Genomic DNA, 13,605 nt, shown 5'->3' with positions numbered 1-13,605 from the left:
CTTACTGATGCTGACTTAATGCTGAATGTCGCTCACCAGTCTACCGCGCAACGAAGATGCGTTTAGTAGTAGACCGTTAAAGCGAGCGATACGAATCATTAAATCAACTCCAGATGAATGCGATATGCTTTTAGTGGTACTGGATACGCTGCGCGATGTCAACCCTGTTGCAGATAAACCCTCCCATGCAGAGGGGATCTTGCGTTCTGTACTTTAGCTAATTGTGCTGAACTTTCAGGCGAATGCAAAATAAATCGACAGGAGGTGCGTACATACTTTTCACTGTTTGACATATTTGAGCATGTTTATTTGCAACTACAGCAAGCTGAAAGGGGGGTAAAGGTATTGCAAAGGTCGTACTTATCTTTTTGATTTTATTTATTTTTATATCTTTCGTGAATAAATTAATGAATCCGTTGCACACGTTATTGATAAATTATTGTTAAGAGTAAAAGCACAACTAATATAAACAATTAATTAAAACTTAATTTATTATTCACCAAAAGCATGATTGTGTATTCGCCACGCTTATGTTTATATTGCTTTTGTAATTTAAACATTATGATTCATCGTGCTGTGGCCTCTGCCGTATTGTACTGGCATGGGCTTTCGCCTTTTCCTGAACGATGCCTTTATGTTTTCCTAATTTTTATGTTTTCTCTTTTTCTTATTTTATATGCATGATAAATCATATTTCCTGAGATTATTTCTGCATTTCGTCAAGAAAAAGGGAGTTTAGTGTGACAGTGGAGTTAACTATGCCAGAGATAGAAATAGATAAACCGCATCCGATAGAAATGGTTAAGCCTCAGCTTCGTATGGTTGATCTGAATTTACTGACCGTCTTTGACGCCGTGATGCAAGAGCAGAATATCACGCGGGCGGCTCACTCCCTGGGGATGTCGCAGCCTGCCGTCAGTAATGCGGTGGCGCGTCTGAAAGTCATGTTTAATGACGAGCTGTTTGTCCGGTACGGACGCGGTATCCAGCCAACGGCGCGCGCTTATCAGCTATTTGGTTCCGTTCGCCAGGCGTTACAGTTGGTGCAAAATGAGTTGCCCGGTTCAGGTTTTGAACCCGCCAGCAGCGAGCGTGTATTCCATCTTTGCGTGTGCAGCCCGCTGGATAATATTCTGACGTCGCTTATTTATAATCGCGTTGAAAAGATTGCGCCGAATATTCATGTCGTTTTTAAATCATCGTTAAATCAAAATACGGAACATCAGCTGCGTTATCAGGAAACGGAATTTGTTATTGGGTATGAAGAGTTTCGCCGTCCTGAGTTTACCAGCGTATCGTTATTTAAAGATGAAATGGTGCTGGTCGCCAGCAGAAAACATCCGCGTATCAGCGGTCCGTTGCTGGAGAGCGATGTTTATAATGAACAACATGCGGTCGTTTCACTCGATCGCTATGCCTCATTTAGCCAGCCGTGGTATGACACGCCAGACAGACAAAGCTGCATTGCTTATCAGGGAATGGCGTTGATCAGCGTGCTTAATGTTGTCTCTCAAACGCAACTGGTGGCAGTTGCGCCGCGTTGGTTAGCCGATGAATTTGCTGAGTCATTAGCGTTACAGATATTACCGTTGCCTTTAAAACTGAATAGCCGAACCTGTTATCTTTCCTGGCATGATGCCGCGGGTCGGGATAAGGGTCATCAATGGATGGAAGAGTTATTGGTTTCTGTCTGTCAAAAGTGAATACGGGCGGAATAAATCAGAGTGAAATATCTGGTTTATTCTGCTTTTTCGTCTGTGTGTGAAATTTTATACTGAATTGTGCATCCAGGCGCTTTACGCATATCGCAAAAAATGGCGATATTGCTGTAAGTCCCCATTTTTAAGCGATTATTTATCATCACATCTGCTTATCCTGGTGTAATTCGCCGTTTCTTCTGCGCTTTCATCTCATTTATTCTTATTTATCTTCGAACGACGACATCAGCCTGAATTGCCTGCGTCATGGTGAGCAGTTAATGTGTTAGCAAAAGGTAAATCATCATAATAGTGGAGCAAGCCATGGAGATGTTGTCTGGAGCCGAGATGGTCGTCCGATCGCTCATCGATCAGGGCGTGAAGCAGGTATTCGGTTATCCCGGGGGCGCGGTCCTCGATATTTATGATGCGCTGCACACGGTCGGTGGTATCGATCATGTGCTTGTCCGTCATGAACAAGCGGCTGTGCATATGGCGGATGGTCTGGCGCGGGCAACAGGTGAAGTCGGGGTCGTTCTGGTCACTTCCGGGCCAGGCGCTACGAATGCGATTACCGGTATTGCTACGGCCTATATGGACTCCATTCCTCTGGTCATCCTTTCCGGGCAAGTGGCGACGTCGTTGATTGGCTATGACGCCTTTCAGGAATGCGACATGGTGGGGATATCACGTCCGGTGGTGAAACACAGCTTCCTCGTTAAACAGACGGAAGACATCCCGCAGGTGCTGAAAAAAGCGTTCTGGCTGGCGGCAAGCGGGCGTCCTGGACCCGTGGTCGTGGACCTCCCGAAAGATATTCTGAATCCGGCGAAAAAGTTGCCTTACGTCTGGCCGGAGTCGGTCAGTATGCGCTCTTATAACCCGACCACGACAGGGCATAAAGGGCAGATTAAGCGCGCGCTGCAAACGCTGGCGGCGGCAAAAAAACCGGTGGTCTATGTCGGCGGCGGTGCAGTGAATGCGGGTTGTCATGAACAACTGCGGCAAACCATTGAAGCGCTCAACCTGCCGGTCGTCTCGTCGCTGATGGGGCTGGGCGCATTCCCGGCCACGCATCGTCAGTCGTTAGGGATGCTGGGGATGCACGGCACCTATGAAGCCAATATGGCCATGCATCATTCTGATGTGATTTTTGCCGTCGGGGTGCGTTTTGACGATCGCACGACCAATAATCTGGCGAAATACTGCCCGAATGCGACCGTGCTGCATATCGATATCGATCCGACGTCTATCTCTAAAACCGTGACGGCGGATATTCCTATTGTGGGCGATGCGCGCCTGGTTCTGGAGCAAATGCTGGAATTACTGCCGCAGGAAGTCGCGCAGCAGCCGCTGGATGATATTCGAGACTGGTGGCAACACATTGAACGCTGGCGCGCCCGTCAGTGCCTGAAATATGACACCCAAAGCGAGAGCATTAAACCGCAGGCGGTGATCGAGGCTATCTGGCGTCTGACGAAAGGCGATGCGTATGTCACTTCTGATGTCGGCCAGCACCAGATGTTCGCCGCGCTCTACTACCCCTTTGATAAGCCGCGTCGCTGGATTAACTCCGGCGGTCTCGGCACGATGGGCTTTGGCCTGCCAGCGGCTCTGGGCGTGAAGATGGCGCTGCCGGATGAAACGGTGGTGTGCGTCACGGGAGATGGCAGCATTCAGATGAACATCCAGGAGCTGTCGACGGCGCTGCAATATGAACTGCCGGTACTGGTGCTCAACCTGAATAACCGCTATCTGGGGATGGTGAAACAGTGGCAGGACATGATCTACTCCGGGCGCCACTCCCAGTCTTACATGCAGTCGCTGCCCGATTTTGTACGCCTTGCCGAGGCTTATGGGCATATCGGTATCCAGATTAATCATCCAGATGAACTGGAGAGCAAGCTGGGCGAAGCGCTGGAACATGTGCGTAACCATCGTCTGGTGTTTGTCGATGTCACCGTCGATGGCAGTGAGCATGTCTACCCGATGCAGATTCGTGGGGGCGGGATGGATGAAATGTGGTTAAGCAAAACGGAGAGGACCTGATTATGCGCCGGATATTATCAGTATTGCTGGAAAACGAGTCGGGTGCATTGTCGCGTGTGATTGGCCTCTTCGCCCAGCGTGGATACAACATTGAAAGCCTTACCGTCGCGCCGACCGACGATCCGACGTTATCGCGTATGACCATCCAGACGGTTGGCGATGAGAAAGTTCTGGAGCAAATTGAAAAGCAACTGCACAAGCTGGTGGATGTTCTGCGCGTCAGCGAACTTGGGCAGGGCGCGCACGTTGAGCGAGAAATCATGCTGGTGAAGATTCAGGCCAGCGGATACGGAAGGGAAGAGGTGAAGCGCAACACGGAGATTTTCCGTGGGCAGATTATTGATGTCACGCCTTCTATTTATACCGTCCAGTTGGCAGGCACCAGCGATAAGCTGGACGCGTTTCTGGCGACGCTGCGTGAAGTGGCGAAAATTGTTGAAGTTGCCCGTTCCGGCGTCGTCGGGCTTTCGCGCGGCGACAAGATCATGCGTTAGTCATTGTGTTGTCTTTCAATTGTAGGCCTGATAAGCGAAGCGTCATCAGGCCATTATACCCTGCCGGATGGCGCTAATGCTTATCCGGCCTACAGGTGACGTCTCAACCTCCGCCGACGCTACCCGTTGGCTTTTTTTTGCGAAATCAGTGGTAACCCGGAATAAAAGCGGTTGCCGCAGTCACTATTCTGCGCTTAGATGTTAAGAAATTTAACCCATGCCGTCACAATGGTTATGGTTTGTACATTTTACGCAAGGGGCAATTGTGAAACTGGATGAAATCGCTCGGCTGGCCGGTGTATCGCGAACGACTGCAAGCTACGTTATTAACGGAAAAGCAAAGCAATACCGCGTGAGCGACAAGACCGTCGAGAAAGTCATGGCGGTGGTGCGTGAGCATAATTACCACCCGAATGCTGTGGCCGCCGGGCTGCGTGCTGGACGCACACGTTCTATCGGACTGGTCATTCCCGATCTGGAGAACACGAGTTATACCCGTATCGCCAACTACCTGGAGCGCCAGGCGCGCCAGCGCGGTTATCAACTGCTGATTGCCTGCTCAGAAGATCAGCCGGATAACGAAATGCGGTGTATCGAACATCTTCTACAACGCCAGGTGGATGCGATCATTGTATCGACCTCGTTACCGCCGGAGCATCCGTTCTACCAGCGCTGGGCCAATGGTTCATTCCCCATCGTGGCGCTGGATCGCGCGCTGGATCGCGAGCATTTCACCAGCGTTGTCGGGGCGGATCAGGATGATGCGGAAATGCTGGCGGCAGAGTTACGTAAATTCCCGGCGGAAACGGTGCTTTACCTGGGCGCGTTGCCGGAGCTGTCCGTCAGTTTCCTGCGCGAGCAGGGGTTCCGTACCGCATGGAAAGACGATCCGCGCGAAGTACACTATCTGTACGCCAACAGCTACGAGCGGGAAGCGGCGGCGCAGCTGTTCGAAAAATGGCTGGAAACTCACCCGATGCCGCAGGCGCTGTTTACCACGTCGTTTGCGCTTTTGCAGGGCGTGATGGATGTGACGTTACGTCGTGACGGGAAGCTGCCTTCCAACCTGGCGATCGCCACCTTTGGCGATAATGAGCTGCTCGACTTCTTGCAGTGTCCGGTTCTGGCGGTCGCACAGCGTCATCGTGATGTTGCTGAACGCGTCCTGGAGATCGTCCTGGCCAGCCTGGATGAGCCGCGTAAACCGAAGCCAGGTTTAACGCGAATCAAACGTAATTTGTACCGCCGCGGTATTCTTAGCCGCAGTTAGTCCATTTCTGTATGCCGGATAAGGCGGTTATGCCGCCATCTGGCAAATCGCCCGGCGGCGTTGTCGCTGACCGGGCAAATATTCACCTGCCAACAATACTCACACCATAATTAAGATTATTCCTTAGAATTATCCGACTTATCTTTCAAATATGCTGATTTTAAACCTGTCGATACCGACTTCAGGTTTATTGAGACGTCGTATTGAACCCGTTTTGTATTATTTTGTTACATGCGGGCGACGAATTGCCGAATTAACAAACACTTTTTTTCGATGTGGCCTTCACGTCGCGGCTGGCTTGTCGGTGCGGGGCGTAGAGAGCGATAAACAGGTACTGTTATCTCGCTGCATATTGTCCTAAAATGCCGCTCGCGTCGCAAACTGACACTTTATATTTTTATCAGATGATATTGAGTCGTTTTAAACGGTGATGAGTTTTTGGATCTTTTTTCTTACAAATATTCATGACGTTAATTTGCTTCGCTCGTTGGACGGAATTTAATCAACGCTGATATTAGCCGTATACATTGGGTTTTTTACTCCGGTAAGCGTCCTGACTTGCTTGACAAGCTTTTCCTCCGCTCCGTAAACTCCTTTAAGTGGGAATTTGTGGGGCAAAGTGGTAATAAGGGGTGAGGCTGGCATGTTCCGGGGAGCAACGTTAGTCAATCTCGACAGTAAGGGGCGCTTATCTGTGCCCACCCGTTACCGGGATCAACTGATCGAGAACGCTACCGGTCAAATGGTTTGTACCATTGACATCCATCACCCGTGCCTGCTGCTTTACCCCCTGCCTGAATGGGAAATTATCGAGCAAAAATTATCGCGTCTGTCGAGCATGAACCCGGTTGAGCGCCGCGTGCAGCGTTTACTGTTGGGGCATGCCAGCGAATGTCAGATGGATAGCGCGGGTCGCTTATTGATCGCGCCGATTCTGCGGCAACATGCCGGGCTGACGAAAGAAGTGATGCTGGTTGGACAGTTCAATAAGTTTGAACTGTGGGATGAAACGACCTGGTATCAACAGGTCAAGGAAGATATCGACGCTGAGCAGTCAGTAACCGAAACCTTGTCGGAACGACTGCAGGACTTGTCTCTATAATGATGATGGAAAATTTTAAACACACTACGGTGCTGCTGGACGAGGCCGTAAACGGTCTGAACATTCGCCCTGACGGCATCTACATTGATGGGACATTTGGTCGCGGTGGCCACTCACGTCTGATCCTCTCCCGGCTTGGCGAAGAGGGACGTTTGCTGGCGATCGATCGCGATCCGCAGGCTATTGCCGAAGCCCAGTCCATCAATGATCCTCGCTTCTCCATCATTCATGGACCTTTCTCTGCGCTTGCTGATTATGTAAGTGAGCGCGAACTTATCGGCAAGATCGACGGGATTCTCCTTGATCTTGGCGTCTCTTCACCGCAACTCGATGATGCTGAACGTGGTTTTTCTTTTATGCGCGATGGCCCGCTGGATATGCGTATGGACCCAACGCGCGGTCAGTCTGCCGCAGAATGGCTGCAAACCGCGGAAGAAGCCGATATTGCCTGGGTGCTGAAAACCTTTGGCGAAGAGCGTTTTGCGAAACGTATTGCCCACGCCATTGTGGAGCGCAACCGCGAACAGCCCATGACCCGCACCAAAGAACTGGCGGAAGTGGTCGCAGCGGCGACGCCGGTGAAGGACAAATTCAAACATCCCGCGACCCGTACCTTCCAGGCGGTGCGCATTTGGGTGAACAGTGAACTGGAGGAGATAGAGCAGGCGCTAAAAAGCTCGCTCAGCGTGCTGGCCCCGGGTGGGCGGCTTTCCATTATCAGTTTCCACTCGCTGGAAGACCGTATTGTGAAGCGCTTTATGCGTGAGCAAAGCCGCGGTCCACAGGTTCCAGCAGGGTTGCCGATGACGGAAGAGCAGCTCAAAAAACTGGGCGGTCGTGAGCTAAGAGCATTAGGCAAGTTGATGCCGGGCGAAGAAGAAGTGGCGGAAAATCCACGCGCCCGTAGTTCAGTTCTGCGTATTGCAGAGAGGACGAACGCATGATCAGCAGAGTGACAGAAGCCCTGAGCAAAGTGAAGGGATCGACGGGAATCACCAATCGCCATGCTTTGCCTGGCGTGATCGGTGACGATCTTTTGCGATTTGGGAAGCTGCCACTCTGCCTGTTCATTTGCATCATTTTAACGGCGGTCACCGTCGTGACAACGGCGCACCATACGCGCCTGTTAACCGCACAGCGCGAGCAACTGGTGCTGGAGCGTGATGCGCTGGATATCGAATGGCGCAACCTGATTCTTGAAGAAAACGCGCTCGGCGATCATAGCCGGGTAGAACGGATCGCAACGGAAAAGTTGCAGATGCAGCATGTCGATCCCTCACAAGAAAATATCGTAGTGCAAAAATAAGGATAAACGCGACGCATGAAAGCAGCGGCAAAGACGCTCAAACCAAAACGCCAGGAAGAACAAGCCAACTTTGTCAGTTGGCGTTTTGCGTTGCTGTGCGGCTGCATTCTGCTGGCGCTGGGGTTCCTGCTGGGGCGCGTGGCCTGGCTGCAAATTATTGCGCCTGACATGTTAGTGCGTCAGGGCGACATGCGCTCTCTGCGTGTACAGGAAGTCTCCACCTCTCGCGGCATGATCACCGACCGCTCTGGTCGCCCACTGGCGGTGAGCGTGCCGGTAAAAGCCATCTGGGCGGACCCGAAAGAGCTGCATGATGCAGGCGGGATCACGCTGGACAACCGCTGGAAAGCGCTGGCAGACGCGCTGAAAATGCCGCTCGACCAACTGGCGGCTCGTGTTAATGCGAACCCGAAAGGCCGCTTTATTTATCTGGCGCGTCAGGTTAACCCGGATCTCGGCGACTACATCAAAAAACTGAAGCTGCCAGGCATTCATCTGCGCGAAGAGTCCCGCCGTTACTATCCTTCCGGGGAAGTGACCGCTCACCTTATCGGTTTTACCAACGTTGACAGCCAGGGGATCGAAGGGGTTGAGAAGAGTTTTGATAAATGGCTGACCGGCCAGCCTGGTGAACGTATTGTACGTAAAGACCGCTATGGCCGGGTTATTGAAGATATCTCTTCTACCGACAGCCAGGCCGCGCACAATCTGGCGCTGAGCATTGATGAGCGTCTGCAAGCGTTGGTCTATCGCGAACTGAACAACGCCGTGGCCTTCAACAAAGCGGAGTCAGGCAGCGCCGTGCTGGTGGATGTCAATACTGGCGAAGTGCTGGCAATGGCGAACAGCCCGTCCTACAACCCGAATAACCTGACCGGTACGCCGAAAGACGCTATGCGTAACCGCACCATCACGGACGTGTTTGAACCCGGTTCAACCGTCAAACCGATGGTGGTGATGACCGCGTTACAGCGCGGGGTCGTGCGTGAAAACACCGTGCTGAACACGGTGCCATATCGAATTAATGGTCACGAAATCAAAGACGTGGCGCGTTACAGCGAATTGACCCTGACCGGGGTTTTACAGAAGTCGAGTAACGTCGGCGTTTCTAAGCTGGCGTTAGCGATGCCGTCCTCAGCGTTAGTAGATACTTACTCACGTTTTGGGCTAGGAAAGGCGACCAATTTGGGGTTGGTCGGAGAACGCAGTGGCTTATATCCTCAAAAACAACGGTGGTCTGACATAGAGAGGGCCACCTTCTCTTTCGGCTATGGGCTAATGGTAACCCCGTTACAGTTAGCGCGAGTCTACGCAACGATTGGCAGCTACGGCGTTTATCGTCCGCTGTCGATTACCAAAGTTGATCCTCCTGTACCGGGCGAGCGCGTCTTCCCGGAAGCGACCGTTCGTACCGTCGTCCACATGATGGAAAGCGTGGCGCTGCCGGGCGGCGGCGGCGTGAAGGCGGCGATCAAAGGTTATCGCATCGCCATTAAAACCGGTACGGCGAAAAAAGTGGGGCCGGATGGCCGCTACATCAACAAATACATTGCTTATACCGCAGGCGTTGCGCCTGCGAGTCAGCCGCGCTTCGCGCTGGTGGTTGTTATCAACGATCCGCAGGCGGGTAAATACTACGGCGGCGCCGTTTCCGCGCCGGTATTCGGTGCCATTATGGGCGGCGTACTGCGCACCATGAACATCGAACCGGATGCGCTGGCAACGGGCGAAAAAAGTGAATTTGTAATTAACCAAGGCGAGGGAACAGGTGGCAGATCGTAATTTGCGCGACCTTCTCGCTCCGTGGGTGCCTGGCGCACCGGAGCGAGCACTGCGGGAGATGACACTCGACAGCCGTGTGGCTGCATCGGGCGATCTCTTTGTGGCAGTGGTGGGTCATCAGGCGGACGGGCGTCGATATATCCCGCAGGCGATAGCGCAAGGTGTGGCTGCCATTATTGCAGAGGCCAAAGATGAGGCGACCGACGGGGAAATCCGTGAAATGCACGGTGTGCCGGTTATCTATCTGAGCCAGCTCAACGAGCGTTTATCTGCACTGGCGGGCCGCTTCTACCACGAGCCATCTGAACATATGCGTCTGGTCGGCGTGACCGGAACGAACGGAAAAACCACCACCACGCAACTGCTGGCGCAGTGGAGCCAACTGCTTGGCGAAACCAGCGCGGTAATGGGAACGGTGGGTAATGGTCTGTTGGGCAAAGTGATCCCGACGGAGAACACAACCGGTTCCGCCGTTGACGTACAGCATGTGCTGGCCGGTCTGGTTGAGCAGGGCGCAACATTCGGTGCAATGGAAGTCTCTTCCCACGGTCTGGTGCAGCACCGGGTCGCCGCGCTGAAATTTGCCGCCTCTGTTTTCACGAATTTAAGCCGCGATCACCTTGATTATCACGGTGACATGGAACATTACGAAGCGGCGAAATGGATGCTCTATTCAACGCACCATTACGGCGAGGCTATCGTCAATGCCGATGATGAAGTCGGACGCCGATGGCTGGTGAGGTTGCCGGATGCCGTTGCGGTCTCGATGGAGGATCATATCAACCCGAACTGCCACGGACGTTGGCTGAAAGCGGTTGAGGTGAAGTACCACGATAGCGGCGCGACGATCCGTTTCGACTCCAGTTGGGGCGAAGGCGAGGTTGAAAGCCGTCTGATGGGTGCGTTTAACGTCAGCAACCTGCTGCTGGCGCTGGCAACGTTGCTGGCGCTTGGCTACCCCCTGGCGGATCTGCTGAAAACCGCCCCTCGACTGCAACCGGTTTGCGGGCGGATGGAGGTGTTCAGCGCACCGGGCAAAACTACGGTGGTGGTCGATTACGCCCACACGCCGGATGCGCTGGAAAAAGCGTTGCAGGCTGCGCGGTTGCACTGTACTGGTCAACTGTGGTGCGTCTTTGGCTGCGGTGGCGATCGCGATAAAGGTAAACGTCCGCTGATGGGGGCGATTGCCGAAGAGTTCGCGGACGTGGTGGTCGTGACGGACGATAACCCACGCACCGAAGAGCCGCGCGCGATCATCAACGACATTCTGACGGGTATGCTGGATGCCGGGCACGCGAAAGTGATGGAAGGCCGCGCAGAGGCGGTGACCTGCGCCATTATGCAGGCGAAAGAAAACGACGTGGTTCTGGTCGCGGGTAAAGGGCATGAGGATTACCAGATTGTCGGTACTCAGCGCCTTGATTACTCCGACCGCGTAACGGCTGCACGTCTGCTGGGGGTGATCGCATGATTAGCGTAACGCTCAGCCAACTGGCCGGTATTCTGCACGGCGAATTACAGGGCGCCGACCTGACGATTGACGCGGTCACGACTGATACGCGTAAAGTGACGCCGGGCTGCCTGTTTGTGGCGCTGAAAGGCGAGCGTTTCGACGCCCATGATTTTGCGGATAACGCGAAAGAGGGTGGCGCCGGTGCGCTGCTGGTGAGTCGCCCGCTGGATTGCGATCTGCCGCAGCTGATTGTCAAAGATACGCGGCTGGCCTTCGGCGAACTGGCCGCATGGGTTCGGGCGCAGGTTCCCGCCCGCGTAGTGGCGTTAACCGGCTCCTCCGGCAAAACATCCGTTAAAGAGATGACCGCCGCCATTCTGAGTCAGTGTGGCAACACCTTATACACCGCGGGCAACCTGAATAACGATATCGGCGTACCGATGACGTTGCTGCGGTTAAACAACGATTATGACTATGCCGTCATTGAGTTAGGCGCCAATCACCAGGGCGAAATTGCCTGGACCGTCGGCCTGACGCGTCCTGAAGCGGCACTGGTTAATAATCTGGCGGCAGCGCACCTGGAAGGATTCGGTTCGCTGGCGGGCGTGGCGAAAGCGAAAGGCGAAATCTATACCGGCTTGCCGGTGAATGGGATCGCCATTATGAACGCCGATAACAACGACTGGCTGAACTGGCAGGGCATTATTGGCGATCGCAAAGTGTGGCGTTTTTCACCGAATGCCGCCAACAGCGATTTTACCGCGACCAATATCCATGTGACCTCGCACGGTACGGAATTCACGCTGCAAACGCCGACGGGCGACATTGACGTCCTGCTGCCGCTGCCTGGTCGTCACAATATTGCGAACGCGCTGGCGGCGACTGCGCTGTCGATGGCGGTAGGGGCGACCCTTGACGCCATTAAAACCGGTCTGGCGAACCTGAAAGCCGTGCCGGGGCGCCTGTTCCCCATCCAGTTGAATGACAACCAGCTGTTACTTGATGACTCCTATAACGCCAACGTCGGTTCGATGACCGCCGCTGTGCAGGTGCTGTCTGAAATGCCGGGCTACCGGGTGCTGGTGGTCGGCGATATGGCGGAGCTGGGCGCGGAAAGCGAAGCATGCCATGTTCAGGTCGGTGAAGCGGCAAAAGCGGCGGGTATCGACAGCGTGCTGAGTACAGGAAAACTGAGTCAGGCGATCGGCAATGCCAGCGGCGTTGGCGAACATTTTGCGGATAAATCGGCTCTGGTCGCGCGTCTTAACACGCTGATTGCGGAGCATCAGATTATTACCATTTTAGTGAAGGGTTCACGTAGTGCCGCCATGGAAGAGGTAGTACGCGCATTACAGGAGAATGGAACATGTTAGTTTGGCTGGCCGAACATTTGGTCAAATATTATTCCGGCTTTAACGTCTTTTCCTATCTGACGTTTCGCGCCATCGTCAGCCTGCTGACCGCGCTGTTCATCTCCTTGTGGATGGGCCCGCGTATGATTGCCCGCTTACAAAAATTGTCTTTTGGCCAGGTCGTGCGTAATGACGGCCCGGAATCGCACTTTAGCAAGCGCGGTACGCCAACAATGGGCGGCATTATGATTCTGACGGCGATTGTGGTCTCCGTCCTGCTGTGGGCTTACCCGTCTAACCCGTACGTCTGGTGCGTGCTGGTGGTGCTGGTGGGCTACGGCATTATTGGTTTTGTCGATGATTACCGCAAAGTGGTGCGTAAAGACACCAAAGGGCTGATCGCTCGCTGGAAATATTTCTGGATGTCGGTGATTGCGCTGGGCGTGGCGTTCGCGCTGTATCTGGCGGGGAAAGACACGCCGGCCACCGAACTGGTGGTGCCGTTCTTTAAAGACGTGATGCCGCAACTGGGTCTGTTCTACGTGCTGCTGGCGTACTTCGTGATCGTCGGAACGGGCAACGCGGTTAACCTGACCGATGGCCTGGACGGCCTGGCGATTATGCCGACCGTATTCGTCGCCGCCGGTTTTGCGCTGGTGGCGTGGGCAACCGGCAACATGAACTTCGCCAACTACCTGCATATTCCGTACTTACGCCATGCCGGTGAACTGGTGATTGTCTGTACGGCGATTGTCGGCGCGGGCTTAGGCTTCCTGTGGTTTAACACCTATCCGGCGCAGGTCTTTATGGGAGACGTCGGGTCGCTGGCGCTGGGCGGCGCGCTGGGCATCATCGCGGTGCTGCTGCGTCAGGAGTTTTTGCTGGTGATTATGGGCGGCGTGTTTGTCGTGGAAACCCTGTCAGTCATTTTGCAGGTCGGTTCCTTTAAATTGCGCGGGCAGCGCATCTTCCGCATGGCGCCGATTCATCATCACTATGAACTGAAAGGCTGGCCGGAACCGCGCGTTATCGTGCGCTTCTGGATTATTTCGCTGATGCTGGTCCTGATTGGCCTGGCAACGCTGAAGGTACGTTAA

At 53.7% G+C, this 13,605-nt stretch carries 12 protein-coding genes; 11 read left to right on the top strand and 1 reads right to left on the bottom strand.

Going from position 1 to position 13,605, the window contains the following annotated elements; genetic code table 11:
• Nucleotides 1-15: 15 nt before the first annotated feature.
• Entirely contained in the window at nucleotides 16-99 is an 84-nt protein-coding gene (gene leuL / locus OGW17_RS21570; protein ID WP_114647536.1) for a leu operon leader peptide, read from the bottom strand.
• 659 nt (nucleotides 100-758) lie between these two features.
• Between leuL and leuO the strand changes: the two genes are divergently transcribed.
• From leuO to mraY, 11 genes are all read left to right on the top strand, one after another.
• Nucleotides 759-1,703: a transcriptional regulator LeuO gene (leuO, locus tag OGW17_RS01190; RefSeq protein WP_012134089.1), complete on the top strand. Its 945-nt coding sequence runs from the start codon at nucleotides 759-761 to the stop codon at nucleotides 1,701-1,703.
• 318 nt (nucleotides 1,704-2,021) lie between these two features.
• Nucleotides 2,022-3,746: an acetolactate synthase 3 large subunit gene (ilvI, locus tag OGW17_RS01185; protein WP_081353151.1), complete on the top strand. Its 1,725-nt coding sequence runs from the start codon at nucleotides 2,022-2,024 to the stop codon at nucleotides 3,744-3,746.
• Nucleotides 3,747-3,748: 2 nt separating this feature from the next.
• Nucleotides 3,749-4,240 (top strand): acetolactate synthase small subunit, encoded by a 492-nt coding sequence (gene ilvN, locus OGW17_RS01180; RefSeq protein ID WP_003829566.1) that lies wholly within the window; start codon nucleotides 3,749-3,751, stop codon nucleotides 4,238-4,240.
• Nucleotides 4,241-4,505: 265 nt separating this feature from the next.
• The gene (cra, locus tag OGW17_RS01175) at nucleotides 4,506-5,510 is read left to right on the top strand and encodes a catabolite repressor/activator (protein ID WP_024130712.1); all 1,005 of its coding nucleotides are present in this window, start codon (nucleotides 4,506-4,508) and stop codon (nucleotides 5,508-5,510) included.
• Nucleotides 5,511-6,153: 643 nt separating this feature from the next.
• The gene (gene mraZ, locus OGW17_RS01170; RefSeq protein WP_012134081.1) at nucleotides 6,154-6,612 is read left to right on the top strand and encodes a division/cell wall cluster transcriptional repressor MraZ; all 459 of its coding nucleotides are present in this window, start codon (nucleotides 6,154-6,156) and stop codon (nucleotides 6,610-6,612) included.
• A 2-nt stretch (nucleotides 6,613-6,614) separates the two neighbouring features.
• Nucleotides 6,615-7,556 carry a 16S rRNA (cytosine(1402)-N(4))-methyltransferase RsmH gene (gene rsmH / locus OGW17_RS01165; protein WP_071257639.1) on the top strand — a complete coding sequence of 314 codons (942 nt, stop codon included), beginning with the start codon at nucleotides 6,615-6,617 and terminating at the stop codon, nucleotides 7,554-7,556.
• Entirely contained in the window at nucleotides 7,553-7,918 is a 366-nt protein-coding gene (gene ftsL / locus OGW17_RS01160) for a cell division protein FtsL (RefSeq protein WP_012134079.1), read from the top strand. Before rsmH ends, ftsL begins: the two co-directional genes overlap by 4 nt.
• Nucleotides 7,919-7,933: 15 nt before the next feature.
• On the top strand, nucleotides 7,934-9,700 hold the full coding sequence (gene ftsI, locus OGW17_RS01155; protein WP_012134078.1) for a peptidoglycan glycosyltransferase FtsI: 1,767 nt from the start codon (nucleotides 7,934-7,936) through the stop codon (nucleotides 9,698-9,700).
• Nucleotides 9,687-11,174, top strand: coding sequence for a UDP-N-acetylmuramoyl-L-alanyl-D-glutamate--2,6-diaminopimelate ligase (gene murE, locus OGW17_RS01150; RefSeq protein WP_047458939.1), 1,488 nt, complete (start codon nucleotides 9,687-9,689; stop codon nucleotides 11,172-11,174). The genes ftsI and murE overlap by 14 nt, the downstream gene beginning before the upstream one ends.
• Entirely contained in the window at nucleotides 11,171-12,529 is a 1,359-nt protein-coding gene (gene murF, locus OGW17_RS01145) for a UDP-N-acetylmuramoyl-tripeptide--D-alanyl-D-alanine ligase (RefSeq protein WP_071257559.1), read from the top strand. The genes murE and murF overlap by 4 nt, the downstream gene beginning before the upstream one ends.
• Complete coding sequence (gene mraY, locus OGW17_RS01140) at nucleotides 12,523-13,605, top strand: phospho-N-acetylmuramoyl-pentapeptide-transferase (protein ID WP_012134075.1); 1,083 nt, start codon at nucleotides 12,523-12,525, stop codon at nucleotides 13,603-13,605. Before murF ends, mraY begins: the two co-directional genes overlap by 7 nt.

Source organism: Citrobacter sp. CK181, assembly GCF_030333595.1.
In the GTDB taxonomy this organism is placed as follows: domain Bacteria; phylum Pseudomonadota; class Gammaproteobacteria; order Enterobacterales; family Enterobacteriaceae; genus Citrobacter_B; species Citrobacter_B koseri.
The sequence above is the reverse complement of the archived record's forward strand: the minus strand, read 5'-3'. Positions and strand labels throughout refer to the sequence as shown.

Coding starts and splice junctions, on each gene's coding strand:
- ftsI (WP_012134078.1), top strand. CDS start 7,934: ATGAAAGCAGCGGCAAAGACGCTCAAACCAAAACGCCAGGAAGAACAA.
- ftsL (WP_012134079.1), top strand. CDS start 7,553: ATGATCAGCAGAGTGACAGAAGCCCTGAGCAAAGTGAAGGGATCGACG.
- leuL (WP_114647536.1), bottom strand. CDS start 99: ATGATTCGTATCGCTCGCTTTAACGGTCTACTACTAAACGCATCTTCG.
- ilvN (WP_003829566.1), top strand. CDS start 3,749: ATGCGCCGGATATTATCAGTATTGCTGGAAAACGAGTCGGGTGCATTG.
- mraZ (WP_012134081.1), top strand. CDS start 6,154: ATGTTCCGGGGAGCAACGTTAGTCAATCTCGACAGTAAGGGGCGCTTA.
- leuO (WP_012134089.1), top strand. CDS start 759: ATGCCAGAGATAGAAATAGATAAACCGCATCCGATAGAAATGGTTAAG.
- murF (WP_071257559.1), top strand. CDS start 11,171: ATGATTAGCGTAACGCTCAGCCAACTGGCCGGTATTCTGCACGGCGAA.
- ilvI (WP_081353151.1), top strand. CDS start 2,022: ATGGAGATGTTGTCTGGAGCCGAGATGGTCGTCCGATCGCTCATCGAT.
- mraY (WP_012134075.1), top strand. CDS start 12,523: ATGTTAGTTTGGCTGGCCGAACATTTGGTCAAATATTATTCCGGCTTT.
- rsmH (WP_071257639.1), top strand. CDS start 6,615: ATGATGGAAAATTTTAAACACACTACGGTGCTGCTGGACGAGGCCGTA.